General features: G+C 62.7%; 23 protein-coding genes and 1 tRNA gene. 5 read left to right on the forward strand and 19 right to left on the reverse strand.

Annotated elements, in window-relative coordinates:
- Positions 1–53: 53 nt before the first annotated feature.
- The 15 genes from AC1Q5P_RS14865 to infA all read right to left on the reverse strand — a co-directional run bounded on the left by AC1Q5P_RS14865 (position 54) and on the right by infA (position 12,713).
- Positions 54–1,037, reverse strand: a complete 984-nt coding sequence (locus AC1Q5P_RS14865) for a site-specific DNA-methyltransferase (protein WP_492519340.1) — start codon at positions 1,035–1,037, stop codon at positions 54–56.
- A gap of 4 nt (positions 1,038–1,041) precedes the next feature.
- Entirely contained in the window at positions 1,042–1,347 is a 306-nt protein-coding gene (locus AC1Q5P_RS14870; RefSeq protein ID WP_492519341.1) for a hypothetical protein, read from the reverse strand.
- Between the two features lie 146 nt (positions 1,348–1,493).
- Complete coding sequence (locus tag AC1Q5P_RS14875; protein ID WP_492519342.1) at positions 1,494–2,258, reverse strand: DUF4391 domain-containing protein; 765 nt, start codon at positions 2,256–2,258, stop codon at positions 1,494–1,496.
- A complete protein-coding gene (locus AC1Q5P_RS14880) occupies positions 2,255–4,990 on the reverse strand; it encodes a helicase-related protein (RefSeq protein ID WP_492519343.1) in 2,736 nt (911 codons plus the stop codon). Before AC1Q5P_RS14880 ends, AC1Q5P_RS14875 begins: the two co-directional genes overlap by 4 nt.
- A 503-nt stretch (positions 4,991–5,493) precedes the next feature.
- The gene (locus tag AC1Q5P_RS14885; RefSeq protein WP_492519344.1) at positions 5,494–6,600 is read right to left on the reverse strand and encodes a tyrosine-type recombinase/integrase; all 1,107 of its coding nucleotides are present in this window, start codon (positions 6,598–6,600) and stop codon (positions 5,494–5,496) included.
- Between the two features lie 6 nt (positions 6,601–6,606).
- Positions 6,607–7,083: a helix-turn-helix domain-containing protein gene (locus AC1Q5P_RS14890; RefSeq protein WP_492519345.1), complete on the reverse strand. Its 477-nt coding sequence runs from the start codon at positions 7,081–7,083 to the stop codon at positions 6,607–6,609.
- A 5-nt stretch (positions 7,084–7,088) separates the two neighbouring features.
- The gene (locus AC1Q5P_RS14895) at positions 7,089–7,256 is read right to left on the reverse strand and encodes a helix-turn-helix domain-containing protein (protein ID WP_492519346.1); all 168 of its coding nucleotides are present in this window, start codon (positions 7,254–7,256) and stop codon (positions 7,089–7,091) included.
- Between the two features lie 103 nt (positions 7,257–7,359).
- The gene (locus AC1Q5P_RS14900; protein WP_492519347.1) at positions 7,360–8,109 is read right to left on the reverse strand and encodes a hypothetical protein; all 750 of its coding nucleotides are present in this window, start codon (positions 8,107–8,109) and stop codon (positions 7,360–7,362) included.
- A 351-nt stretch (positions 8,110–8,460) separates the two neighbouring features.
- On the reverse strand, positions 8,461–8,736 hold the full coding sequence (locus AC1Q5P_RS14905; protein WP_492519348.1) for a hypothetical protein: 276 nt from the start codon (positions 8,734–8,736) through the stop codon (positions 8,461–8,463).
- Positions 8,737–9,120: 384 nt separating this feature from the next.
- A complete protein-coding gene (locus tag AC1Q5P_RS14910; protein ID WP_492519349.1) occupies positions 9,121–10,371 on the reverse strand; it encodes a tyrosine-type recombinase/integrase in 1,251 nt (416 codons plus the stop codon).
- Between the two features lie 153 nt (positions 10,372–10,524).
- A tRNA-Phe gene (locus AC1Q5P_RS14915) sits at positions 10,525–10,600 on the reverse strand.
- Between the two features lie 107 nt (positions 10,601–10,707).
- Positions 10,708–10,884 carry a DNA gyrase inhibitor YacG gene (gene yacG / locus AC1Q5P_RS14920; RefSeq protein ID WP_062343545.1) on the reverse strand — a complete coding sequence of 59 codons (177 nt, stop codon included), beginning with the start codon at positions 10,882–10,884 and terminating at the stop codon, positions 10,708–10,710.
- Positions 10,881–11,873, reverse strand: coding sequence for a ribonuclease E/G (locus AC1Q5P_RS14925; protein ID WP_492477566.1), 993 nt, complete (start codon positions 11,871–11,873; stop codon positions 10,881–10,883). The genes yacG and AC1Q5P_RS14925 overlap by 4 nt, the downstream gene beginning before the upstream one ends.
- Positions 11,863–12,468, reverse strand: a complete 606-nt coding sequence (locus AC1Q5P_RS14930; protein ID WP_492477567.1) for a Maf family protein — start codon at positions 12,466–12,468, stop codon at positions 11,863–11,865. The genes AC1Q5P_RS14925 and AC1Q5P_RS14930 overlap by 11 nt, the downstream gene beginning before the upstream one ends.
- The gene (gene infA, locus AC1Q5P_RS14935) at positions 12,468–12,713 is read right to left on the reverse strand and encodes a translation initiation factor IF-1 (protein ID WP_039338683.1); all 246 of its coding nucleotides are present in this window, start codon (positions 12,711–12,713) and stop codon (positions 12,468–12,470) included. The genes AC1Q5P_RS14930 and infA overlap by 1 nt, the downstream gene beginning before the upstream one ends.
- 293 nt (positions 12,714–13,006) lie before the next feature.
- Here infA and AC1Q5P_RS14940 point away from each other — a divergent pair, with 293 nt between their 5' ends.
- Positions 13,007–15,550 carry a TonB-dependent receptor gene (locus AC1Q5P_RS14940; RefSeq protein ID WP_492519350.1) on the forward strand — a complete coding sequence of 848 codons (2,544 nt, stop codon included), beginning with the start codon at positions 13,007–13,009 and terminating at the stop codon, positions 15,548–15,550.
- 4 nt (positions 15,551–15,554) lie between these two features.
- On the opposite strand, the gene AC1Q5P_RS14945 is transcribed toward AC1Q5P_RS14940, so the two are convergent.
- Positions 15,555–15,962 carry a PilZ domain-containing protein gene (locus AC1Q5P_RS14945; protein ID WP_052242589.1) on the reverse strand — a complete coding sequence of 136 codons (408 nt, stop codon included), beginning with the start codon at positions 15,960–15,962 and terminating at the stop codon, positions 15,555–15,557.
- 130 nt (positions 15,963–16,092) lie between these two features.
- On the opposite strand from AC1Q5P_RS14945, the gene uvrC reads away from it, so the two are divergent.
- The 4 genes from uvrC to AC1Q5P_RS14965 all read left to right on the forward strand — a co-directional run bounded on the left by uvrC (position 16,093) and on the right by AC1Q5P_RS14965 (position 20,611).
- A complete protein-coding gene (gene uvrC, locus AC1Q5P_RS14950) occupies positions 16,093–18,030 on the forward strand; it encodes an excinuclease ABC subunit UvrC (protein WP_062343118.1) in 1,938 nt (645 codons plus the stop codon).
- Positions 18,031–18,045: 15 nt separating this feature from the next.
- Positions 18,046–19,104 carry a PLP-dependent cysteine synthase family protein gene (locus AC1Q5P_RS14955; RefSeq protein WP_039336530.1) on the forward strand — a complete coding sequence of 353 codons (1,059 nt, stop codon included), beginning with the start codon at positions 18,046–18,048 and terminating at the stop codon, positions 19,102–19,104.
- Positions 19,105–19,232: 128 nt separating this feature from the next.
- Entirely contained in the window at positions 19,233–20,162 is a 930-nt protein-coding gene (locus AC1Q5P_RS14960) for a hypothetical protein (protein ID WP_492519351.1), read from the forward strand.
- Positions 20,159–20,611, forward strand: coding sequence for a hypothetical protein (locus tag AC1Q5P_RS14965; protein ID WP_039336531.1), 453 nt, complete (start codon positions 20,159–20,161; stop codon positions 20,609–20,611). The genes AC1Q5P_RS14960 and AC1Q5P_RS14965 overlap by 4 nt, the downstream gene beginning before the upstream one ends.
- Here the strand turns inward: AC1Q5P_RS14965 and AC1Q5P_RS14970 are convergent, their stop codons facing one another.
- Genes AC1Q5P_RS14970 through AC1Q5P_RS14980 form a run of 3 tightly spaced genes read right to left on the reverse strand, consistent with a single transcriptional unit; the run spans position 20,612 to position 23,607 of the window.
- Positions 20,612–21,514: an acyl-CoA thioesterase gene (locus tag AC1Q5P_RS14970; RefSeq protein ID WP_039336532.1), complete on the reverse strand. Its 903-nt coding sequence runs from the start codon at positions 21,512–21,514 to the stop codon at positions 20,612–20,614.
- Positions 21,515–21,559: 45 nt separating this feature from the next.
- Positions 21,560–22,441, reverse strand: a complete 882-nt coding sequence (locus tag AC1Q5P_RS14975) for a transcriptional regulator (protein ID WP_492519352.1) — start codon at positions 22,439–22,441, stop codon at positions 21,560–21,562.
- Positions 22,438–23,607, reverse strand: a complete 1,170-nt coding sequence (locus AC1Q5P_RS14980; protein ID WP_492519353.1) for a GNAT family N-acetyltransferase — start codon at positions 23,605–23,607, stop codon at positions 22,438–22,440. Before AC1Q5P_RS14980 ends, AC1Q5P_RS14975 begins: the two co-directional genes overlap by 4 nt.
- Position 23,608: the final 1 nt, after the last annotated feature.

Raw genomic sequence — 23,608 nt, forward strand, 5'->3', positions numbered from 1 at the left:
CATTCACTCCTTCTCTTCGCAAAGAGGCGTGAATCACAACATGCTGGTATTGCTCAACAACTTTCGGTTCGGGCTCTAAAAGCCCAATATCGACCTTGCGGACGTGAAAGTGTAACACCGTTAGGTTTTGTGATGGTGTATTCCGCAGAATAATAATTATGCGCAGTGATGGGGTCTAGTTTCCAAGGACCCTTTGGATGATTGTCTGGGTTTGAATATGCGTCAGTATTGTCACGGGGCAGAAGGGGCCTTGGCCAGTCTTCCTTGCTTTTTGCATAGCACAAGATAAAGTCATGGGATGAAGAGAAGTATCGTGAAGAGTTTTTGCGAGTATGGACCTTTTCCCATACAATTGTCGCAACAAAATTTTGTTCACCAAAAACTTCGTCACACATCCTCTTGAGAGAGGCCTGCTCAGCATCGTCGACACTGACAAAAATTGCACCGATTTTCGATAGCAAGTCATTAGCGAGCATCAATCGCGGGTACATCATGTTCAGCCAGTCGGTATGAAACCGCCCGCTGGCTTCCTTGTTGCTCGACAGTCGAACGCCGTTCTCGCCGCGCTGGCCGGTCAGTGCCTCGTAGTTTGCCAAGCTGTCGGAGAAATTATCTGGGTAAACGAAGTCCTTGCCCGTATTGTAGGGTGGATCGATGTAGATAAGTTTGACCTTGCCCGCGTAGCTCTTGCGCAGCAGCTTGAGCACTTCGAGGTTGTCGCCCTCGATCATGATGTTCTTCGTCGTGTCCCAATCGACGCTGTCTTCCTTTGCCGGGCGAAGGGTGCCGAGGCTGGGTGTGAGTGCAAAGGCGCGGGCCTTGGCCTTGCCCTTCCAGTTCAGGCCATAGCGTTCGGCCCCATCGTCCACCGCATCGCCCAGCAACTGGCGCAACACGTCGAAATCGACCTTCCCATCGGTCACAATCGCCGGGAACAGCGTCTTCAACGCCGCAATGTTCTCCGCCACCACATCGCCGCTGTGCGCAGCCGGATCGTCACGGGTCACGCGGGGAATGGGGCTCGCTGGGTCAGACATGCTTCTACTTCTTCTTTCCGTTGGTCTTCAGCCACGCCGCAACCTCGGCGTGGTTCACGTTGATCGCACCCGTGGGCAAGAGTATTCCTGCTGCCACCAACATCTTCAATTCCACTTGTCGCATCAGGGGGTTCTCTGGCAGGGCGAAACCCAGATCGTCCAAAATGACGTCGCGATCCAGCTCTTGCTCCCTCGCGATGCGGTGCTGGTGCAACACGCTTTTGCTGACTTCAACTCGCGCAACTATAACCTTCTGCTTTTTATGTTTTTTCTTGTTTTTCCGTTTCAACCTCGGAAGCGGAACAAACAAGCCTGGTTCGCTCCTGGTCCGTGTGGGTTCCGTCCTCCCGGTATCTGCCGCCGGATCGAACGACCAGCCGCCGCCAGGTCCGATTATCGTCGATCCCCCGTTATAGCCGCCTTTGCCCACGTTGCCCCCATCCGCTGGTCGAGGCGTTAAGCCAGATCACCTCGGCACTTGTCCAGCGAGGCTTTGAAAATGTGAATTTTTTCACCTAGCTCGACCCGACGCGCCAACCGGGTTTCCTTGCGCATTGCGGCGGTTACGCTCGCGATTTCCCCTTCCAGCCTGCCGCATTCCACCAGCGCCGCTCGCCAGCGTCCCCACTCCTCTGCCGAAGTTGGTAACCGAAAGGGCCTGCCGCCTGACCGCGCAGCAGCCAAAGCTTCGGCACGTTCAACCAGTCCAGTGTACAGGGCCGACAGGTCACGCGATGGCAACCGCGCCAGCGCAAGCGTGGCAACAAAGGCCCGGTCTGCCGTCCCCAAGGCTCCGGTATCGTGCAGAGCCGTCAACACCACGCGCCCCGCCTCCCGCTCTGCCATGCGCTTGGTAGCGAGCGACACGCCAGCAGTGGCATCGGCGGCTTCACCGGCGTGGATCAGGATCACGGGCTGCGGAATGGCACGATGGATGATCTCTGCCAGCCGGGGCGGCAGTGGGCCGTGTGTTCGGGCGAGCAACAGGTTCACCGTCTGGATCGACAAGCCCTCGCTTTCGCCCGTAGCAATGCCGGTCGTCGCCGGGTTGATCGCAGCGACCCAGTCGAGCCGGGCAAGCTTGCCATCGATCAAGCGCTTGTCGGCGGCGGTCGGCACGTTGTCTGCCAAGGTGGACTTGGCAATGCGGCGTGGCGGTGACCCGGGCGGCAGATCAAACGCCGCAATGAGGTCTTCGGCGGTTATGGGCTGCTCGCTCATGCGGCCCCGAGCACCGGGAACCAGGCGACGACTTCCCAATCATCAAGCCCGCTCGATCCGCTCATGCCCTGCGGCGCTCCGGTCGTAAACAGGCTGTCCACGGCACGTTCCTGCGCTGTGCCAGTCACCCCTGCCAAGGCGGCCTCCAGCAGCGCCTGCCAGCGCTCCATCCTGCGGCCTTTGCGCGTCTCCCGATCAAACCTCTGCCACAGCTTCTGTCCCTCTTCCGGGTCAAGCCGGGAAAGCTTGCGCATGGAGTCCAGTATGCGCTTGGGTGCCGAGTGCGGCAGGTGGATCGTGCCATCGGCACGCACATGAACGAGGGCGTGCGGGCGCAATGGGTCCTTGGCATCGAGCGCGGCCAGCGCGGCTGGCGTTTCGGCCCGAAGCACGAAGATTGCGCCTTCGGGCAGATCGTCAGACGCCGGGACCGGAGCGTGGGCGGTAAGCGGCATTCGCTCGATTGCTTCGCGCTCGGCCTCGGAAACCTGGGCCAGGTCGAGGCGGAGGTCATTCAGAGTCAGGTCGGTGATGGCCACGCCTTGCGACAGGTCTTCCAACTCGATCACCTGGTTCTGCATCGCCTCAAGCTGGCGGCGGCGGTATTCAAGGTCATTCATTCCGTTGCCGGGGTCAGCCTCGATGATGTTCTCCTCGCCGGTCGCGGAGACGTCGAGCAGCTTCATGCGGCCCGAGACTGTGCGCTCCAGCCCGATGTAGGCATCAAGGTCCATGTTCGGCCAGAAGTTGACCAGCCGGATACGCTCGTTGATCGAACCGAGGCGGTCGACACGGCCAAAGCGCTGCACGATCCGCACCGGGTTCCAGTGGATGTCGTAGTTCACCACACAGTCGCAGTCCTGCAGGTTCTGGCCTTCGCTGATGCAGTCGGTGGCGATGACCAGGTCGATCTGCGGCTCGCTGCACAATGACTCCGGCCGGTTGCGGGCGCGGGGCGCAAAGGCGGTGAGGATTGAAGCAAGATCGGGCTTCAGGCGAGGGCTCGATACGCGGTTGCTGCCGCTGCCAGTCACCAGCGCGGTGATCCCGTCCACCTCTTCGGCAAGGTGGTCGTAGAGGTACGCGGCGGTGTCGGCGAAAGCCGTGAAGACGAGCACCTTGTTGTTACCGGGGTTGATCTGCTCGGCTCGCTTCTGGGCGATCAGCGTGCGCAGTTCTTCGAGCTTGGCGTCGCGGTCGGGGGTAACGGCGCGGGCCTGTCGCAGGAGACGCACGAGCCGCTCACGGTCAGCTTCCAGATCGCGCTCCCAGGCTATGAGGTCCGCGTCGGACAGCAGCACCTTGACGCGCTTGCCCACGCCCAAGGCTTCAAACATGGGATCATCTTCGGCCAAGTCCTCGATGCTTGGCGCTTCCACCGAGTCATCGTGTGCCGCGATCCGCTCGATCAGCGCATCTACAGCTTGCAGTTGGCGTTCAACCGTCAGCGCAAAGGCATGGACCGAGCTTTCCATGCGCTTGAGCAGGTTCACGCGCATAAGCCCGACAAGGCTTTCCTCGCGATCCAGCTGGCGGAACACCGAGCCATCGGACTTGGCTGCCTGCGTGTAACGTCGGTCGTACTCTTCGCGCTTGTTGGCGAGCACGTAGCGAAGCGGCGCATAGGCGGCGAGGGTGAGGCGACGGATTTCGTCGTTGATGCTGGCAATCGGCGGGAAGCTGCCGTCGGACGATACGTCGGTCTTGCGGTTGTCGGGCGGGAGCTTTTCGGGGAACCTACCGGTCTCGCCGAGGCCGTAATAGCGTTCGATGTGCTTGCGTGACCGGGCAATGGTCAACAGGTCGAGCAGGCGCACGTAGTCGAAGCCCAGCATGTCGAGGAGGCGTTGGGACGTGCGACGGTCAGCCGGGAGCGCCTGCCACTTGTTGAACGCGGCCTGCGCCAGCCGCACCGTCCCGGCAATGCTCTTGATCCCGGCGTCCGCCAGCGCAGCGTCATTGCCTTCAGTGGCGAACGCGATCTGGTTCTTCAGGTCGTTCAGGCGGTTGTTCACAGGCGTTGCCGACAGCATCAGCACCTTGGTCGGGATGCCTGCCTTAACGATGTCACGCATGAGCTTGTCGTAGCGGCTCTCACCATCACGGCCTGATGGGCGATTGCGGAAGTTGTGCGACTCATCGATCACGACCAGCCCGTAGTTGCCCCAGTTCACGTGATCGAGGTCGATGTCACCTGACAGGCCGCCATCGCGCGATAGGTCGGTGTGATTGAGCACGTCGAAGGCGAAGCGGTCACCGGCCAGGGCATTGCGAACGTCGTTACGGGTCCAGAGTGTCCAGTTCTCGCGGAGCCGCTTGGGCGCAAGGACCAACACACGTTCGTTGCGCAGTTCGTGGTACTTGATGACGGCGAGGGCCTCGAAGGTTTTTCCCAAGCCCACACTGTCTGCAATGATGCAGCCACCCCACTGGCGCAGTTTGCCGATAGCGCCGAGAACGCCGTCACGCTGGAAGCGATAGAGCATCTGCCAGACGCGGCTGTCTTCGAGACCAAGGCGGCGATCGGGCAAGACGTCGTCATCGGACATCATGTCGTTGAAGAGGGAGGCCAGACTGCGGCGATAGACGTCAGCAGCGGTGAAGGATGCCGTTGCGTCGTGGAGTGCGGCCTCAAGTGGGTTCGCCTCCAGAGAGCTTGAACGACGCCACAACTCCTCGAACCACGCACTGAGGCCCTGGACTTCGGCAGGGTCTTCCAGAAGCTGGATCATGCCAGCTGCTCGGCTGGGTGCTACGCCGAGGCCGGCTGTAGTCAGATCACAATCCCCTACCACCGCGCGGGCAACTGGCGCTCCACACAGCAGCAGCGACTGGCGTAGGGGCAGATCAGTGGCTCGCACCTCAGCACCTGCCAGCCACTGCAGGCAATCTACGCCTTCCCCTCTCAGGGTCAGGCTGTTGCGTCGACGCCTATCTGCGGGGTCGCATTGCAGGTTGGTCTCCGAGGAAAGAAGCAAGCGCTCGAGATCGTGGTTCGACTGCAAGCGAGCCATGCCTGGGACCGATGTACCCACGGTAGCTACCGATAGCTTGGTCGCATGGGGGAGGTGATCAATGACACGCTCGGTGCCGACGTTGGAGAGCAATCGCATAGGAGCATATAATCAGCCGCTTCGGGTGCGGGAAAGCCTCATTCGCGCCGTGCCTTACCGCATCAACGCGAGGGCATCTTGCATACGCTCTTGGCTGGACAACTGCCGCAAAGCAAAAAGGCTCAGGACAGGCCCTCGGCAGTCAACTTCTGCAGCGTTGCCATAACTTTGGCCAAGGTTGCGGCATCGAGAGACGTGGACGGCTCGCCAGCCGCAATGCCCCGGATTAGCTCGGCTTGCCGATGCGCCGAAATCGTGCCGTAGCTCGTCAGCGTGGTCATTGCATGGGCGTGCCCCAGGTTCTGCGACCACGCCTTGAAGGCTTCGATGTTCGGGCAGATGCGCTCGCCCAGTTGGACCAGCGTGTCGCGGAAGGAGTGCGGGTTGAAGTAGGGCAGACCAGCCGCTGCGAATGCTTCGGCGAAGATTTTGCGAACGGGTCCGGCGTTGCTCCAGCCGTCGCGGCGAAGTCCCGCCGCGACAAAGCCTCCGCTTTCGCCAATGGCGATGCGCGTTGCCGGGAAAAGCGGTTCTTCATCCGACCAGAGTAGTACTTCGCGAAGGTGCTTGCACCAGTCGCGCAGGATTTCCAGCGCATTGCCGCCGACGGGAAAGAACCACGTCGAAAAGGTTTTGCTGGCTTTCGTGCGCACGTCGCGGGCGTCCTGATCGACGCGACCATCGTGCAGATCGACGTGCTTCAGGCGGAACGACGCCAGTGCGCCGTCACGCGCGCCCGTAAGCAGCGCAAAGGCCACCAGCGCGCGGTTGCGCTTCTCGATGTCGGTTGCGGACGGCATGACGGACAGGACATGGTGCACCTGTTCGAGCGAGGGGAACGCCTTATGGCGCACGGCCTTGGCGATGCGCACTTCTGTTTCGGCCAAGTTGAAGTAGTCGGCATCACCATAGCGAAGGTGCGACTTATAGCCCGGCTGGCCTGCCAGCCAGACGAAGAACGCGCGCAGGGCTGATAGCGTCGAGTTCACCGTGGCGCGGCTCAACGGCTTGCCAGTACGCACGGCGCGTTCCTCGTCCAGCTTGCGCTTGAAGGCGACGGCTTGCTGGCGGTGGAACTTGCGAAAGTCCTTATGCCCGTTCGCCTCTTCAAAGCGGTCCAGCGCCTTGGCAACGGCATCGATCGACGCTTCGCTGCGACGCCCCGCTTCCTTCAGGTACTGGAAGTAGTCGCGCTTGATGCGGGCGTTGTCGGCGTTGTGCTTTACCATGGTACGTCAGTCCTTCAGTTTGTCACAATTCAGGGAGGGGGCCACGCGCTCTATTAGGCGTGAAGGAGCCTGCCTGATTTGGACGGCCAGCCGGGGCATGATCGTGCTGATCTTCGCTTCATTGGCGCGGCGGTGCATCGGCGTGCCGCACGTCTCGCAAAGGGCCGTCAGGTTGCCAGTGGTGCCCTTGCCGGGGATGAACTCCACCATGCCAAGCGCAGGCGCTTTCGGTTCACGGCACTTGAAACAGTAGATCGTCCCCGGAGGGCAAGGGCGCTTGCGGCTGGTCTGACGGGCCAAGAGATACGCCCTGGTCATGTCGCCCTGGAACAGGGTGGGACGCTTCCCGTCGATCGCGTGAAGGCCAGCCTTCTGCCAGTTGCGGACAGTGTTCTTGTCCACCCCAAGGCAGTCGGCCAGCTCACGCACATCGTAAAGGCGATGCAGCTTCACCCGGTAGGGATTTACCCGGCGGGCAGGCATCGGAATTACTCCTGCCCTGCCACCAGACGGCGGATCGATTCCGCCTTCACCAGCGTGCGGCGGCCCAGCTTGAAGGCTTCCAGCCGCCCGTCCGCGATCATCGCGTAAACGGAAGTGCGGCCCAAGCTAAGGGCGCGGGCGGTTTCATTGATCGAGTAAGCGAGACGTTCCATCAGTGCTGCTCCATATGAACCATGGCGGGTGCCAGCGGGTGCAATGGAACCTCAGCGAAGCAGAGGAGCGCGTCGGCCAAGAACTACCAAATATTGCCAATAACTAACGGCGATTCAGGTTATTGGCAGCCTGGAGTTTGACCGCGTTGAGTTCAGCAAGAAAGCGCTTTCCGTAGGCTCGCAATTGACTGCTTTCCGGAGCATCGTCGCGGGTCTGGATGAACCATGCCCGCAAATGGCGCGCGATGTCAGATTGGTTCGGGTCATTGCCGTCAGCGCGCAGCAGACCATCAGGACTTGCGTGCGCAAGAGCAGCCAAGTGGAGGAATGCACCATCCCAGTCCCACTTGCGTGTTGCGCCGCCTGGGTTGGTTGGTGGCGGCGCAGTCAGCAGGTCTACGGCGGGCAGACCCGCACGATCAAACTTCACGCCGGTGGCAGAGCCGATCGCATAAACTCCACAATCGTCTTCTTCAAACGAGAAGTCGCCAGCAATCCAATCAACGCTCGCCACATTCCTTAGACGCTGCAGGGTGCGCCAGAAGTTAGGACTGATGAGCCGTTCGTCCGGCTGCAGGTGAAATACATGTTCATCACCCTCTTCACGGCGACCTTGTACGAACCGGAACCATACTGGTCGGCTGACCAGGCTTCCCTCGCTTAGCCGTCGAAGCAAGGCATCGGATGCTCGGGCCATAGCTGCGCGCTGTTGCTTTTCCCTCGTCTCGTACTCGGCAACATCGTGAGTGGCGTAAGCCTCGCAGACAAGACGAAGTGCCTCGAGTGAAGCGATCCAATTGCGGGGCTTGTTATCTTGCGTCGAAGCCTTCGGCGCACTTTTTGAAGGGAGCATGTAGGCATCGTGTGGATCGAGGCAGACTTACTCAAGTGCAACCGACTGCGTATCCCCGAGTTTATAGACGGCCGGTAGCGGACGTCATTCTTCGTCACATCGTGTTGACCCTGCCACTCGTGACTTCTTTGGGAGAGAAAAGGATGCCACCCTTGTCCGAAACGTTTCGAGACAGTCGGCCCACTGTGGCGCCATGTCGGCGCGCTTCTGCCAGTGCTGGCTGCGATGATTGGCGGCGCACGCGGCGTCTTGTGGGCCAGAGCGCGTTCGATCGCATCAGGGGGGCAATTGCCTGATTCGAGTTACCGAGGGGCCGTCGAAATTTGGAACCCTTCGTCGCAACCGGATACGTTAATGAGCGGAGCGGTATCTGCGTGCCACAGTGATCAGCACACCATCGCGCACGATCAAGTAGGTATTTCGGAGCTTTTCGCACATTCTACCAACGCCGGGGCCGAAATCGTTCGCGATGTCGATCAGTGCAGTCCTTGTGAAGATCAGACTATCGACGCCGTTTCGTGAGGAACGGATTTCACCGTAAGTAAGAAGCGCCGTAACAACTAAAATATTCAATCCGCGTTGCTGAAGTCGGCAATCGAAATGTTTGGTACGGATGATGCCATTCATGGGGATGTCCTCCTTGATGGCTCCCCATGATATGCAGACTTCTTGTTAAGTCAAAAGTGCTAAATGATAAAAGCGTGTCAGATTATCTGACCAAATTTGTGTCAGGTAACCTGACAAGACTATTAGACTCATCCTTCGATGTTGTATCGGTGTAGCGTGAATTTTTTGCTCTTGGCTTAGAGGCAAGATTTCGGGTCGATCCGCTTAGTCTTCAACCTGGAATCCGCATCAGTCTCACGATCGGCATCAAGCTAAAGTTCCACTGCAGATCGAATGCCCATCTTGAACGAGATGTCGGCTGACTTCGACGCGGTGATCGCTCGCATTGACAGCATAACTTTGCACTTATCATCGGACCGATCTCGGATGCCGTGGGCCTACATTCTAGCCGGATTTCTGTTTCCGGAAGGAAAGGATGTCCGCCCCAGTCCGCAACGTGTCCAGATAGTCCGCCCACCACTGCGCCATATCGACGCGCTCCTGCCAGTGCTGGCCGCGATGGTAGGCGGCGCGCACGGCGTCCTTGTCTTTGTGGGCCAGCGCGCGTTCGATCGCGTCGGCGGACCACTTGCCGGATTCGTTCAGAAGCGTGCTGGCCATGGCGCGGAAGCCGTGGCCGGTCATTTCGTCGTTGGAATAGCCCAGACGGCGAAGCGCGGCGTTGACGGTGTTCTCCGACATCGGACGAAGGTGCGTGCGGATCGACGGGAAGACATACTGGCCATCACCCGTCAGGGCGCGCGCTTCGGCCAGCACGGCGAGCGCTTGGCGCGACAGGGGCACGACGTGTTCGGAGCGCGCCTTCATTTTCTCGGCTGGTATCCGCCAGACCTTGGCGTCAAAGTCGAACTCCGACCACTCGGCATAGCGCAGTTCGCCGGGGCGGACGAAGACCAGCGCGGCCAGTTGCAGGGCGAAGCGCGTGACTGGGTGCCCGTCATAGCCATCGATCGCGCGCAGCAGTTCGCCCGCCTTCTTCGGTTCGAGAATGGCGGCGTGGTGCTTCGACTTGTGGCTGGTCAACGCTCCGCGCAGATCGCGGGTAGGGTCTGACGGGGCCAACTGGTTCGCGATGGCGAAGCGGAAGACTTGGCTGGCGAACTGCAAGGCGCGGTGCGCGGCTTCGGTGCGTCCGGTTGTTTCATACTTGCGCACGGCTTCCAGCATTTCGAACGGCTGGATCTCAGCAACAGGGCGCGCGCCGACCGTGCGGTCCAGAAGCTTCAGGAGCCATTCCTGCTTGGACGTGGTGCGTTCGGAACGGCCTTCACGCTGGCACTTCTCGATGTAGGCGCGTGCCACGGCTTCGAAGGAATTGGCGGCGCTGATTTTGGCGGTGTGGGCATCACGGCGCTTCTTCTCGGCAGGATCGACGCCAGCCGCCAGTGTGGCGCGCGCTTCGTCACGCATCCGGCGCGCGTCCTTCAGGTTCACTTCGGGATAGGTGCCGAAGCCGACCTTCTTCTCGACGCGCTTCGGCTGGCCGTCTTCGTCGCGGCCATCGACACGGAACTTGAACCGCCAGAGTTTGCCACCCGATGGCTGGACCAGCAGGAACAGGCCCTTTTCGTCGGTCAGCTTGTAGGGCTTCGCTTGGGGCTTCGCATTGCGGATTGCGGTGTCTGTCAGTGCCATTTGGGGGCCACGCCTTTCGCCGGTTTCAAAGTGGCCCCCAGAATCACCCGGCTACGGGCGTGCAAAGGCGGACATCAGCGGTTAGGCCCATGGTGAAAATGGCAGATTTCTGCCGTTTTTTAAACTTTTCGCGGATGATGGCGGATAGGGAAATGGTGCCCGGGGACGGATTCGAACCGCCGACACGCGGATTTTCAATCCGCTGCTCTACCAACTGAGCTACCCGGGCATCGTCCTTTGCCGCGTCCTGTGAAGGACCTGCAGGCGATGGGAAGCGCGCCTATGGCGAAGCGGCGCGGGCTTGGCAAGCCCCATCGCGCGAAAATTTTGGAGAGGCTAGTCTTCGTGATCCTCGTCGGCCGGTCGTCCCGGGAGCGCGTATCCGCCTTCCAGCCACTGCACCAGATCGCGGTCCTTGCAGCGGGTCGAACAGAACGGGGTGTGGGCTTCGCTGCGGGGCTTGCCGCAGATCGGGCAGCGCTTCTGGGTGGGCCGGGCGGCAGGCGTATTCATAGCGGCACGCCTTGGGCAAATCCGCCGGAAAGGGCAAGGGCCGGGTCTTCCTTGCGGCGGATCGTGCGGCCGGTCCGACTGGCCAGTTCCGTCTCCCATGCGGGGAGAATCGCGGCAAGCACGCGCGGATGGGCGGACAGCAACAGTGCGCCGGGCTCGCTGACGCGCTCGGCGTTGCGCAGAAGTGCACGGGCAGCGGCAGCGACCGGAAAGCGCGTGTATCGCGCCACGAGCGAGGCGCGTTCAAGCCGCGACACCAGATGCACGAAACCGAAGCCGTTCATCGCGGTGCGCTCGCCCTGCCAGTCGATCAGCGCATCGCCGAGCGCCTTGTCGACGTGTTGGCGGTCCTTCTTTTGGTGCAGCGTCGGGAAATCGATGCCGACCGATCCGCCGATATCAAGCCGGTGCAGCGCATCGGCTATGACATCGACCGCGGACAGCGCGAGCTTCAGCGGCGGAAGCGTGCCATCGATATCGATAAGTGTCATTGCCGGGGTCGGGCTGACGATGATCGAGCCGCCCGCGAATGCGATCTCGCCCGTGACGGCCTGTTCAGCGAGTTCGTCCCAGCCATTCTCCGCAAAGGCACGGCCCGTGATGGCGACCGATTTGACCGAAGCGCCGGTCGCTTCGAGTTCTTCGCGCAAGCTTGGTGCTGGGCGAGGATCCTCGCCAGGGGCGGGACGGACGACAGGGAGCTTGGTGCGGCCGCGTTCGGCGATGGCGGCGCGGGTTACACGCACGGTCAGGCTTACGCCTTCGGTAGCCTCGCGCGGGAGCTGGTCGACCATTGCTTCGGCGCCGTCATCGAAGCGCACGACACCGCGCCGGCTGCCGGCGTGGCGGGTGACGAGGCGGGCCTGCGCGACCAGACCGGGACGCACCTTCTCTCCCCAGCAGACGCGGGCAGAGAGTATGCGACCGCCCGAAACCAGAATCGCGCGTTCTTCGCCGATCCCTGCTTCATGGAGCCAGTCAGCAGACATCGATGCCTGCGGCTCGCAAGAGTTTGCGTGTTTCGAACAGGGGGAGGCCAATCACGCCGGAATGGCTGCCCGAAAGCCAGTCGCAGAAGCCTTCGGCGCTGCCCTGGATGGCATAGCCGCCGGCCTTGCCGTGCCATTCTCCGCCAGCGATGTAGCTTTCCATTTCCTCGTCCGAGAGGCGCTTGAAGCGCACGATCGTCTCGGACAGGGCTTCGCGCAAGGCTCCGTCCGGGGTAATCACCGCGATGGCAGAAAATACCCGATGGCGACGGCCCGAGAGCAGGGCGAGGCACTGGCGTGCGGTTACCTCGTCTTCCGCCTTGGGCAGGATGCGCGCTCCGGCACCTACGACGGTATCGCCCGCAAGGATCACGCAATCCGGGGCAAGTGCGGCAGCGGCGCGGGCCTTTTCGGCAGCAAGCCGCGACGCATGGGCGCGGGGACGTTCGCCCCTGCGCGGTGTCTCGTCGATGTCGGTGGCCACGACGCGCGAAGGCGTCACGCCGATGCGCCGCAGCAGTTCAAGCCGGCGCGGGCTGGCCGATGCCAGAACCAGTTGGTGGGGTGATGACGCGGGCGAAAGCTCGCCCGTCATCAAAAGCCGCCGGGACCGCCGCGACCGGGCATGAAGCGGTAGGTGATGCGACCTTTGGTCAGATCATAGGGGGTGAGTTCGACCAGCACTTCATCGCCCACCAGCACGCGGATGCGGTTCTTGCGCATCTTGCCGGCGGTGTGGCCTAGGATTTCGTGGTCGTTTTCGAGGCGGACGCGGAACATCGCGTTGGGCAGGAGTTCCACCACCTGTCCGCGCATTTCGAGGAGTTCTTCTTTCGCCATCGGCGGGCTCGGATGCCTTTGTATAGAGGTATGCAAAAAGGAACGCGCAGGTCATCGGAAATGATCCGCGCGCAGAGGAATTGCGCGGCCCATAGCCTTGCCGGGCGAAAAAGGGAAGAGGCGCGCTGGAAGTGACCAGCTTTGGTTCAGGTTCCGCTGCCGATGTAACCATGCATGCTGCAGTGCGACAAACTGATACGAAATGCGCATAGCCACTTCGGGACCGTCTCGGCAGGTGTGACGTTGAAGAGCCGACGCTTGCCCGGCACCCCCGAGTTCAAGGATTTCCAGACGTGAGATTTTCCGCCGCGCCCTCGCTGGCTGCCATTGCCCTTTGCCTCTTGGCGGCCAATCCGGCCGTGGCGCAAGACGTGATCGCGGGAACCGACGATACGCCGCCGGATGCGCTGCAGGATCTTGAAGGCAACCCGATTACAGCCGAGGACGACGAGATTCTGGTCGTTGCCACCCGCATCAAGGGCCAGGTCGATACGGCTCAGCCGCCGATTGCGGTGCTGGATGAGAACGCGATCGCCTCCTATGGGGCCGGTTCGCTGCAGGAACTCCTTGCCGCGCTTTCGCCGCAGACGTCGTCAGGGCGTGGCCGTGGCGGCGGGATGCCGGTGGTCCTGCTGAATGGCATGCGCATTTCGGGCTTTCGCGAGATGCGCGGACTTCCGCCCGAAGCCATCCGCCGGGTCGAGGTCCTGCCCGAGGAAGTTGCGCTCAAGTATGGCTACCGGCCCGATCAGCGCGTGGTGAACTTCATTCTGAAAGACAACTTCAGCAGCTTCGGCAGCGATAGCGAGCTGCGCCTGCCCAGCGGCGGAGGCTTCACCGAGTGGGAGCAGGAATTCACCCTGACCAAGATTGCCGGCGGCAACCGCATCAACGTTACAGGCAAGCTTGAGGATGCCAGCCCGCTGACCGAGGCGGAGCGCGGGATCATCCAGCCCGGCACTTCGGCGACGCGCGTTGCGGGCGATCCGAATCCTGCCGCTTACCGGACGCTGATTTCGGACTCCAGGTCGGCGCAATTGAACGCCACGCTGGCCCGTGCGCTTGGCAGCGGGGCGGGCCTCAGCGTCAACCTGCTCGCCCAGCGTGATGACCAGCGCTCGCTCAACGGGCTCAATGGGGTGACGTTGACGGATGCCACCGGCAGCTTCTCGCGCTTCACACTTGATCCGCAGCCGCTGACCACGCGCCGCCGCACAACGACCCTGCAGGCGAGCGCGGCGCTGAACAAGCCGCTCGGCGATTGGAACCTGGCGGTTACCGCAGATGGCGGGCACGTCGAGACGAAGAGCACGATCGATCGCCGCGCCGATCTTTCCGGAGTGCAGGCGCTGGTGACTTCAGGTGCGCTTGCCGCTTCGGGCGCTCTGCCGACGACAGCGATTCTCCCCGGCGCGGCTGACCGGGCGCTGTCAAAGACGGATTCGCTCTCAAGCCTGGCTACGCTGTCTGGCCGTCCGCTGCGCCTGCCGGGCGGTGAAGTGGCGCTGACTGTCAAGGCCGGGTTCGACTATTCAGGCATCGAAAGCAGCGACACCCGCACCAATACCGGACAGATCAATCTCAAGCGCGGGGATGCGCAAGCGGGGTTCAGCGTCGATCTGCCGATTACCAGCCGGAGGGAAGGCTTCGGTGCAGGCATTGGCGACATTTCGCTTAACGCCAATGCCGAAGTGCACCGGCTTTCGGACTTCGGCACGCTTTATAACTGGGGCGGCGGGCTGACCTACAGCCTCACCGAAAAGCTGACCCTGCAGGCAAGCTATGTGGCCGCCGACAAGGCGCCGAGCCTGACGGAGCTGGGCGGCCCATCGATCCTGACCGAGAACGTCTCGATCTACGACTTTTCGCGCGGGGAGACGGTCCTGGCGCGGGTGATTTCCGGCGGCAATCCGAACCTTGTGAAGGAACGTCAGCGCGACTGGAAGTTCGGCCTCAACTGGTCGCTGCCGTTTTTGAAGGATTCGACCTTCGTCGCCGAATACTTCCGCAATCGGTCGACCAATACCACCAACAGTTTCCCCCTGCTCACGTCCGAAGTCGAAGCTGCGTTTCCGGGGCGCGTCATTCGCGATGCCTCGGGGCGGATCGTGTCAGTGGACCAGAGCCCGGTCACTTTTGCCGAAGAGAAAGGTTCGCGCCTGCGCTATGGCATCAACCTTTCAGGCAATTTCGGCAAACCTGACCCTAACATGCAGCGTGGCGCATTCGGCGCCGCGCGCGGTGGTGGCGGAGGTGGGGGCGGTCCTCGCGCCGGGGCCGGCGGTCCTCCTCCGGGCGCGGGGCCGCGCATGGGCGGCGGGGGGCGCGGTGGGCCGGGCGGGTTCAACTCCGACGGTCGGGGGCGCTGGAACCTCTCGGTGTTCCACACCGTGCGCTTCCAGCAATCCGTGCAGATCGCGTCCGGTGGCACCGTGCTCAACCTGCTGGATGGCGATGCCATCAGCGGGAGCGTGGCGCGCCATTCGCTCGAGATGGAGGGCGGCGGATTCTATCGCGGGTTCGGCCTGCGGCTCAGTGGCAATTACACTGGCGGTTCCCGCATCGATGCCAGCGGCCTGCCGGGTTCCACAACTCTCAGGTTCGCGCCGATCGCGACATTCAACCTGCGCCTTTTCGCTGATTTGGGCAGAAAGGCGAAACTGGTGGAGCAGGTGCCGTTCCTGAAAGGCTCGCGCGTGTCCCTGTCTGTCGACAACGTGTTCAACGCTCAGCAGCGGGTCACTGACGATAGCGGGGCGGTGCCACTGCGCTATCAGCCGGGGTATCAGGATCCGCGCGGCCGGGTGTTCGAGATCGAGTTCCGCAAGCAGTTCTGACGGTTCAGACGATCCGGCTCTTGCCTTGAACCCAGGCCCGGGCGCGTTCCTTGTGGCGTTCGCGCTCGGTCTGCTCGAAGTTGTCGGAAAAGTGCCTGAGGGCGATGACTTGCGACAGGGGCAGTTTCTCCTCGAACATCACGCCGCAACGGCCATAACGGGCCCAGCGAATCTGGCCGAAGGCTTCAATATGTTCACATTGCAGGATCGCTGAAGCGCCGACCGGGGGCAGGCCTTCCTCAGGGATAAGGGCGGCTCCGGTAGCCGAGAGATCTTCGAGTATGCAGGACTGCACGCTTGTCAGGAGGATCAGGCGTGCGGGCAGATGCAGGCGAACGCGAGCGTCGCTACGCCGCCCCTGAGGAATGGCGCTTGCGCTCGTTCCAGCCCTGCCAAATGGTTGACCGATCATGTGAGGCTTGTCGCGCAACGGCGCTAATACTGCCAAAACGGACCATGCGGGAAAACCCTGATGACTTTGGGGAAACCGGCCACCTTGCCATTGCGCCGCGCGCTTCAGCGACTATTTGCAGGGGGACGCCATGGCCCGCACGCCCGCCCCTCCACCCGACCGCGATACCGAGCGCTTCCACGAAGATCGCGCGTCCACCACCGTGCGCGGAGCGGACAAGCCGGACATTGAGCTGGGCGTGTCGGTCATCCGCGATACGGTGAACACGCTGCGGCCCAAGCCCGGCGTCTACCGCATGCTCGATGCGCGCGGGGACGTGCTCTACGTGGGCAAGGCACGGGCGCTGAAGAACCGCGTTGCGAATTACACACAGGTGGATCGCCTGCCCAACCGCCTGCGCCGCATGGTCAGCCAGACGCGCAGCATGACGATTGTCACAACCAATTCCGAAGCCGAGGCGCTGCTGCTTGAAGCACAGCTGATCAAGCGCTTCCGCCCGCCCTACAACGTGCTGCTGCGCGATGACAAATCGTTCCCGTTCATCCTTTTGCGCGGCGATCACGCGTTCCCGCGCATCCAGAAGCACCGGGGAGCGCGCAAGGCCAAGGGCAATTATTATGGCCCCTTTGCCAGCGCTGGCAGCGTCAACACCACGATCAACGCGTTGCAGAAGCTGTTTCTTCTTCGAAGCTGCAACGACGGCTTCATGGCGCGGCGTGACCGGCCTTGCCTGCTCTACCAGATCCGCCGTTGTTCGGCCCCTTGCGTCGACCGGATCAGCTCGGAGGACTACGGCGAACTGGTCCGGCAGGCGAAGGATTTCCTCGGCGGCAAATCAAGCGCCGTCCAACGCGAGATCGAGGCGCAGATGCAGGAGGCGGCAGAGAACCTTGACTTCGAGCGCGCCGCGATGCTGCGCGATCGCCTGCGCGCCGCCACCTTCATCCAGGGCAGCCAGGCGATCAATGCCGAAGGGGTCGGCAATGCCGATGTCTTCGCCATGGCGGTCAAGAGCGGGCAGGTTGCGGTGCAGGCCTTCTTCATCCGCGGCGGGCAGAATTGGGGGCACCGCGCCTTCTTCCCCAGCCACACCGAGGGCCTGTCGGAGGAAGAGGTAATGACCAGCTTCCTCGCGCAGTTCTACGAGGAAGTGCCACCTGCACGCCTGATCCTGGTGGACCGCGAACTGCCCGAGGCTGCGCTGCTGGCCGAAGCCCTGTGCGAGGGCGCGGGCGGCAAGGTCGAGATCTCGGTTCCGCAGCGCGGCGACCGGCGCCGGTTGATGGAGCAGGCACAGCGCAACGCGGTGGAATCGCTCGACCGCCGCATGGCCGAAAGCGGCACCAAGGCCAAAGTCATGCGCGAGCTGGCCGAGTTCCTCGAGCTGCCGGAAGTGCCGCAGCGCATCGAGGTCTACGACAACAGCCACATTCAGGGCACCAATGCCTTGGGTGCGATGATCGTCGCGGGGCCGGAAGGCTTCGTGAAGGGCCAGTACCGCAAGTGGAACATCAAGACCGCGCAGACCAACGACGACTTCGGCATGATGCGCGAAGTGATGACCCGCCGCTTCGGCAAGGTGCAGGAGGAAGATCCTGATCGCGAAAGCGGCATGTGGCCCGACCTCGTTCTGATCGACGGCGGCAAGGGGCAGATGTCGGCGGTGAAGGAAGCACTGGGCGAGCTTGGTATCGAGGACGTGCCGCTGATCGCGATTGCCAAGGGCCCCCACCACGGGCGCGAAGGGCGCGAGGTGTTCCACTTCCCCGACGGGCGCGAGAAGATGCTTCCCGTGAACTCTCCGGTGCTGTTCCACCTCCAGAACATGCGCGACGAGGTCCACCGCTTCGCCATTGGCGCACACCGCGCCAAGCGGAGCCGGGCGATTACTGCAAGTCCGCTGGACGAAATCCCCGGCATCGGCCCGGCGCGCAAGCGCGCGCTGCTGCTGCACTTCGGCACGGCGGGCAAGGTGCGCGCCGCCAGCCTTGATGATCTGCAGCGGGCACCGGGCGTCAGCGCGGCAGTGGCGCAAACCGTCTATGACTTCTATCATCCCAATGGGTAGAGGATGGAGGCAAGGATGGCAGACCAGCGCAGGGCATGGAGCGACGAGGCCGTGCGCCGGATCGAGGCGGACTTCAACCGCTCTGCCGACACCCACCTGATCCGCGTCGAACTGCCCAAGTTTCCGGGGATCACGCTTTACCTCAAGGACGAGAGCGTCCACCCGACCGGCAGCCTCAAGCACCGCCTGGCGCGCTCGCTGATCCTCTATGGCCTGTGCAACAACCGCATCGGGCCCGGCACGTTGCTGGTCGATGCCACCAGCGGTTCGACCGCCGTTTCCGAGGCTTATTTCGCCAAGCTGATCGGCCTGAAATTCGTGGCTGTCATCCCGCGCAGCACCTCACCTGCGAAGATCGAGGCCATCCGCTTCCATGGCGGCGATGTTCACATGGTCGACAGCGCGAGCGAGATGTACCCTGCGGCAGAGCGACTTGCCGCCGAAGCGGGCGGACTGTTCCTTGATCAGTTCACTTACGCTGAACGGGCAACGGACTGGCGCGGCAACAACAACATCGCGCAGTCGATCTTCCAGCAGATGGCGCGCGAGGACCATCCGGTGCCGGCCTGGATCGTCTGCGGGGCAGGGACGGGCGGCACTTCGGCCACGCTTGGCCGCTTCATCCGCTATGGCCGATATCCGACGCGGCTTTGCGTGGCCGATCCCGAAGGCTCCGTCTTCCATCGTCACCATGCCGATCGTAGCGTGACAGCACCGCCGCAGGGTGCGTGCTGCCTGATCGAAGGCATCGGCCGCCCACGCGTCGAACCTTCCTTCGTGCCGGAGGTGATCGATCGCATGATCGCCGTGCCGGATGCTGCTTCGATCGGTGCAATGCGTGCCATCGCCACGCGGATCGGCAGGCCAGTGGGCGGCTCGACCGGAACAAATATCCACGCCTGCCTGCAGCTGGTCGAAGAGATGGCGGCTGCGGGTGAGGTGGGATCGATCGTAACGATTCTGTGTGATTCGGGCTTGCGCTATGCCCAGACCTATTACGATGATCAGTGGCTGGAAGCGCAGGGCTTACATTGGCGCGAATTTGGCCAAAAGGCGACACACTTGCTTAATTAAAGCAGGATATACGCAAAAACACTATTGACGTATCGGTAACCTATTCTGTTTGGAGCGGTTTCAGGCTGCTGCTGTCTGTTGTCTACAGAAGTTGCATCGAATATGGATGAAGCCGGGGGGCTAGTGGCATGGTGGGGCTGAATTTGCGCAAGGCAGCGCTTCCGCTGGCAGCGGGTCTGCTGCTGAGCGTTTCTGCTCCTGCGCATGCGCAATCCGCCAATGGAGTCGGGTCGCCCTTTGAACTGGCTTTCTGGCAGTCGGTGGCGGGAAGCGACGATCCGGCGGTCTATGATGCCTATCTGCAGCAGTACCCTGCCGGTACCTTTGCCGGATTGGCGCGAGCGAAACTTGCCACCTTGCGCAAGGCTCCGATTTCGCCTGCTGCAGTCGCGCCGGTGGCCGCTCCAGCCGTTGCGCCGGTTGCGGCGCCTGCGGCTCAACTGACGCCGGCCGTGGCGACCGTGGTGTCGCAGCCGGCTCCGCCGTCCGCGCCGCCAACGCCTGTCGCTGCAACTGCGCCAGCGGCCGCGCCTGTGCCGATGCAGAGCCCCGCGGAACCAAAGCCAGCAGTGGTTGTAGCGCCCAAGGCTGCCACTGCCGAAGCCTCGGACGTGACCAGTGATGCGAACCTGCTGCTCGAACTGGCCAGGTCGCAGGAAGTTGGCGGCGGCACGGACCGGGTCGCTGCAGCAAATGGCTTTGCGTTGCCCCCGCGGCCAGTCCTGACCGAAATTGCCGACCTGTCCTTGCCAACCTCGTTCTGCTCGGCCGAACAGCGCAATGCGTTCTACGAGACCCGCTACAAGCCGCACCTCGATCTTGCCCGCGCCAACAATGATGCGGCCATTGCCCATATGCAGAAGCTGCAGCAGGCCTATGACAGTTTTCAGCTGTCCCGCGATCCTTCGCCGATGAATGCCCTGGCGGCGGAAGCCAGCTCCTACCAGCAGCAGGTCGCCGCTGCCGCCTATGCGCGTCAGGCTGCGGTGGTTCGCCAGTTCGACCAGCTCATGGCCTTGCCGATAACGGCCTGCCAGATCGCGACGGCGACGAAGTGAGGCGCGCGGTGGAACTGGGAATGGCTGGCGTGCTGCTTGCAGCAACCCCGGCCCAGGCCGAAGCGTGCCTTGACCGTGAAACCATCACTGCGGCGCGCGTTCACGAATTCGAGACGATGATGATGGCGGTAACCCTGCGCTGCAAGGCGATCGGCACCGATATCGGGCCGGTCATCGAAGCCATGATGGGCACGCACCGCCCGATCTTTGCGGCGGCGGACCGGCGCATGCGCGCGTTCTTCGCGCCGCAGAAGCGGGCGTACGAAAGCTATTCCACGCAACTTGGCAACCGCTATGGCGGGGGCGCGACTGACACTGCCAACTGTCACCGTTTCGAGAAAGTCGCCCGGGAACTTGCCGGCAAACCCGGTGTGACGTCGCTCGGACGGGTGGTCTTCGCAATGATCGACAAGCCCCGCATCGTCGGCGCCGTCTGTGCCAAGCCCTGATCAGTCGGCAGACGTCTTCCGCTCGATCGGTCGAATCAGGCCTTCCTGCGCCACGCTGGCGACAAGACGGCCATCACGCGTGTAGATCCGTCCGCGATTGAAACCGCGCGCGCGCCCTGCCCAGGGACTGTCGCACGCATAGAGCATCCATTCGTCCGCGCGGAACTCGTCGTGGAACCAGATCGCATGATCGAGGCTCGCCCCCATCAGGTTGCCTTTCGACCAGCTGATGTCGTGCGGGAGGGTGGACGTGCCAAGCAAGGTCATGTCGCTGGCATAGGCCAGGACCGCACGGTGGATGCGGGGATCATCGGGCAGGGCGCCAACCGAGCGGAACCAGGTGTGCGCACGCGGTTCTTGCGGTCCATTGTTCATCCAGTGCCGGGCCTCGATGGGGCGCAGCTCTATCGGCCGCGGCTGCAGCATTTGCTGGCGCTGCTTCTCGGGCATCTTTGCGGCATAACGCAGGCGCAACTCGCTCTCGCTGGCAAGGTCGTCCGGCCCCACGACCTGGGGCATCGGCTCTGCATGGTGTCGCCCGTCCTCGCGCCGGTGGAACGAAGCGACCATGTTGAGAATCGGCTTGCCCAGCTGGCTGGCGACCACCCTGCGGTTCGAAAAGCTGCCGCCATCGAGGTCACGCTCGACCTTGAAGTCGATCTCGTGATCCTCGTTTCCGCCGCGCAGGAAATAGGCATGGAGCGAATGGACGGGGCGGTCGGCGGGGACGGTGCGTTCTGCACTTGCCAAGGCCTGCCCGATCACCTGGCCGCCGAACACGCGGCCGACGCCGCCGATCTTGCGACGACCCTCGAAGCGGTCGCCGCCGTGGTCCTTCACGTCGAGAAGGTCGAGCAGTCTTTCGACGAGTTCCTGCGGTGTCGGATTTTCAGAGTCGGTCATGCAAACGCGATGGACGTGGCTGCCGTTTACGTCAACGGGATCAATTCAGCGCAAGCCACGCGCCTTGGCATAGACCCGCCAGCACAGCGCCTTGGTGCGATTGCCATTCGGCCAGCGGCCGGGCGGGCGTGGCTTCATGCCAAACTTGCGCAGCAACCCGTTGAAGGCGCGCGCGTCTGCTTCGGCAAAACTCCATTCTGATCGCCAGGTGATCGAGAGGGAAACTGAGGGCTGCGGGCCATTGCGTACAAAATGGGGCGACATCACCGGCACGTAGAGCGCCTCGCCCGGGGACAGCGACCAGTCCTTGCCGCCGCCGAGCAATTCATCGCGCCAGAACAGGTCTCGCCCGCCGCCGGTGTGATAGGTCTCGTGCGTTTCGTCCGGGGCAAAGCGGGCATCGCCTGCCGGAAACATCGTCATGACCTTCGACCCCATCACCTGAAGGAGGATGTTGTGTTCGGGGTCGAAGTGATAGGGTGTCACGCCGCCCGGGCTGGTCACGAAGATGAAGCCCTGCGGTTTCAGCATTGCGCCCGTGCGCTGTTCGATGACCGGGCGCAATTCGTCGAGCAGGCTGTCGAGAAGCTCCGCATAGGCGGGGATCTGCTCGATATTCTTGAGAGCCGCCCAGCTTCCGGTGGATGCGATGTTGCGGATCGTCTCGCCGATACCAATGCCGTTGGCGGGAGCTTTTTCCCCGTTGAGCCCCAATGGCAAGGCCGCACGATTGTATTCGACCGAGCGGTCCGGCAGCGCCTCGCCAAGGATAGCGAGGGCATCGGGATGCATCAGCGGGTGCATGCCCAGCCGGTGGACCAGCTTGTGCGGCACTTCCGGATAGGAGGCGGCGAAAGCGGAGCGCGAGGTCTCGTCGAAAGCGTCGAGGGGCGCGGCTCCGCCAGCGAAGGCAATCGGTTTGTTCATCGGCTCAGTCCGACAGGGTTGCGCCCCAATTCGAGCGACAGGAGAGTTTCGAAGAACCTGCGCCGGATACTGCCGCCGATGGCAACCGAAATGCGTCCGATCGGCCGGCGTTCGGTCCAGAGGCTGTCGATCATCGGATGATCGGGTGCGGCGCAGCTGTCGCACCAGCTGATGTCCGGTCGCGACAGGAGTGCGAGGTTCTCCCGCTGCAACAGGACGCCAGGAGAAAAGCGCGCGAAATCCTCGTCGAAGGCGGTCTTGTAGGAGAAGCTGCCGGGCGGCGTCAGGAAATTGGCGAGCATTGCGATGGGGCGCCCGTCCAGCGTCAGTGCCAGGCGCTCCAGCCTGCCAATCCCCGCAGCTTCGACAAGCGCCTTGCGAAACAGCGATTCCGTCGTGGACGCACAGGCCATTGCGCTGCCACTGGTGCCTTTCCAGCCGCGCCTTTCAAGCAGGAGAAACTGCTCGATCCAGCTTTCGAGATCCGTGGCATCCAGCTGTCGTTCGAAGGCCAGCCTGCCCTGTTCGGCCAGGCGCGCGTGCTGGCGACGCAACTCCTTGCGTTTCTTGCCGGTCAGCGCGCGCTCGAGGTAAAGATCCGGCGAAAGCGGCGAATGCAGCATGGCCCGTCGTTCGCGCATGACGAGCGCAGCCTTGCGGCCCTGCAGTTCGGACAGTTCGAACAACGCTGCGGTCAATGGCTGTTCCAGAGGCATTGCGGGCAGGTGCAGGAACTGAGCCTGTTCGCGTGTCGCCGCTTCGTCGGCCCATTGCAACAGCGCTTGCCAGAACACTCTCTCGCAGCCGGCCCGAACCAAGGGCACGCCCAGAAAGGCGTTGGGATGCAGCCAGCTCGCCAAGTGCGGCAGCGGCCAACGCCCATAGCGGCGCGGCCTGGTCAGCGGCATCAGCGCGGCCAGTTCGCCACCAATCTCGACGGTCAGCAAGCGCTTGGTCCCCTGGGGATCGAAGGCTTCGAGCGAGGGTATGAGATACCAGTGTTCAAAGAAGGGATTGGGGGTCGAGGCACTCTCGGCCAGCGCCTGCCACTGCGCCGGTCGTCCGTCGACCGTCCACTCGCGCCAAGGCCGCACCGTTGCCACCGCCGCGCTCGGCGGACAGAAGGAACTGGGCGTGCTTGCCGTGGTGAATGTCGCGACGTTCAAG

The organism is Novosphingobium sp. GW835-FHT14H07, from assembly GCF_058793515.1.

Bases quoted from the DNA above. Each gene is read 5' to 3' on its own strand.
- AC1Q5P_RS14865 (WP_492519340.1), bottom strand. From the start codon at position 1,037: ATGTCTGACCCAGCGAGCCCCATTCCCCGCGTGACCCGTGACGATCCG.
- AC1Q5P_RS14875 (WP_492519342.1), bottom strand. From the start codon at position 2,258: ATGAGCGAGCAGCCCATAACCGCCGAAGACCTCATTGCGGCGTTTGAT.
- AC1Q5P_RS14880 (WP_492519343.1), bottom strand. From the start codon at position 4,990: ATGATCCAGCTTCTGGAAGACCCTGCCGAAGTCCAGGGCCTCAGTGCG.
- AC1Q5P_RS14885 (WP_492519344.1), bottom strand. From the start codon at position 6,600: ATGGTAAAGCACAACGCCGACAACGCCCGCATCAAGCGCGACTACTTC.
- AC1Q5P_RS14890 (WP_492519345.1), bottom strand. From the start codon at position 7,083: ATGCCTGCCCGCCGGGTAAATCCCTACCGGGTGAAGCTGCATCGCCTT.
- AC1Q5P_RS14895 (WP_492519346.1), bottom strand. From the start codon at position 7,256: ATGGAACGTCTCGCTTACTCGATCAATGAAACCGCCCGCGCCCTTAGC.
- AC1Q5P_RS14900 (WP_492519347.1), bottom strand. From the start codon at position 8,109: ATGCTCCCTTCAAAAAGTGCGCCGAAGGCTTCGACGCAAGATAACAAG.
- AC1Q5P_RS14905 (WP_492519348.1), bottom strand. From the start codon at position 8,736: ATGAATGGCATCATCCGTACCAAACATTTCGATTGCCGACTTCAGCAA.
- AC1Q5P_RS14910 (WP_492519349.1), bottom strand. From the start codon at position 10,371: ATGGCACTGACAGACACCGCAATCCGCAATGCGAAGCCCCAAGCGAAG.
- yacG (WP_062343545.1), bottom strand. From the start codon at position 10,884: ATGAATACGCCTGCCGCCCGGCCCACCCAGAAGCGCTGCCCGATCTGC.
- AC1Q5P_RS14925 (WP_492477566.1), bottom strand. From the start codon at position 11,873: ATGTCTGCTGACTGGCTCCATGAAGCAGGGATCGGCGAAGAACGCGCG.
- AC1Q5P_RS14930 (WP_492477567.1), bottom strand. From the start codon at position 12,468: ATGACGGGCGAGCTTTCGCCCGCGTCATCACCCCACCAACTGGTTCTG.
- infA (WP_039338683.1), bottom strand. From the start codon at position 12,713: ATGGCGAAAGAAGAACTCCTCGAAATGCGCGGACAGGTGGTGGAACTC.
- AC1Q5P_RS14945 (WP_052242589.1), bottom strand. From the start codon at position 15,962: ATGATCGGTCAACCATTTGGCAGGGCTGGAACGAGCGCAAGCGCCATT.
- uvrC (WP_062343118.1), top strand. From the start codon at position 16,093: ATGGCCCGCACGCCCGCCCCTCCACCCGACCGCGATACCGAGCGCTTC.
- AC1Q5P_RS14955 (WP_039336530.1), top strand. From the start codon at position 18,046: ATGGCAGACCAGCGCAGGGCATGGAGCGACGAGGCCGTGCGCCGGATC.
- AC1Q5P_RS14960 (WP_492519351.1), top strand. From the start codon at position 19,233: ATGGTGGGGCTGAATTTGCGCAAGGCAGCGCTTCCGCTGGCAGCGGGT.
- AC1Q5P_RS14970 (WP_039336532.1), bottom strand. From the start codon at position 21,514: ATGACCGACTCTGAAAATCCGACACCGCAGGAACTCGTCGAAAGACTG.
- AC1Q5P_RS14975 (WP_492519352.1), bottom strand. From the start codon at position 22,441: ATGAACAAACCGATTGCCTTCGCTGGCGGAGCCGCGCCCCTCGACGCT.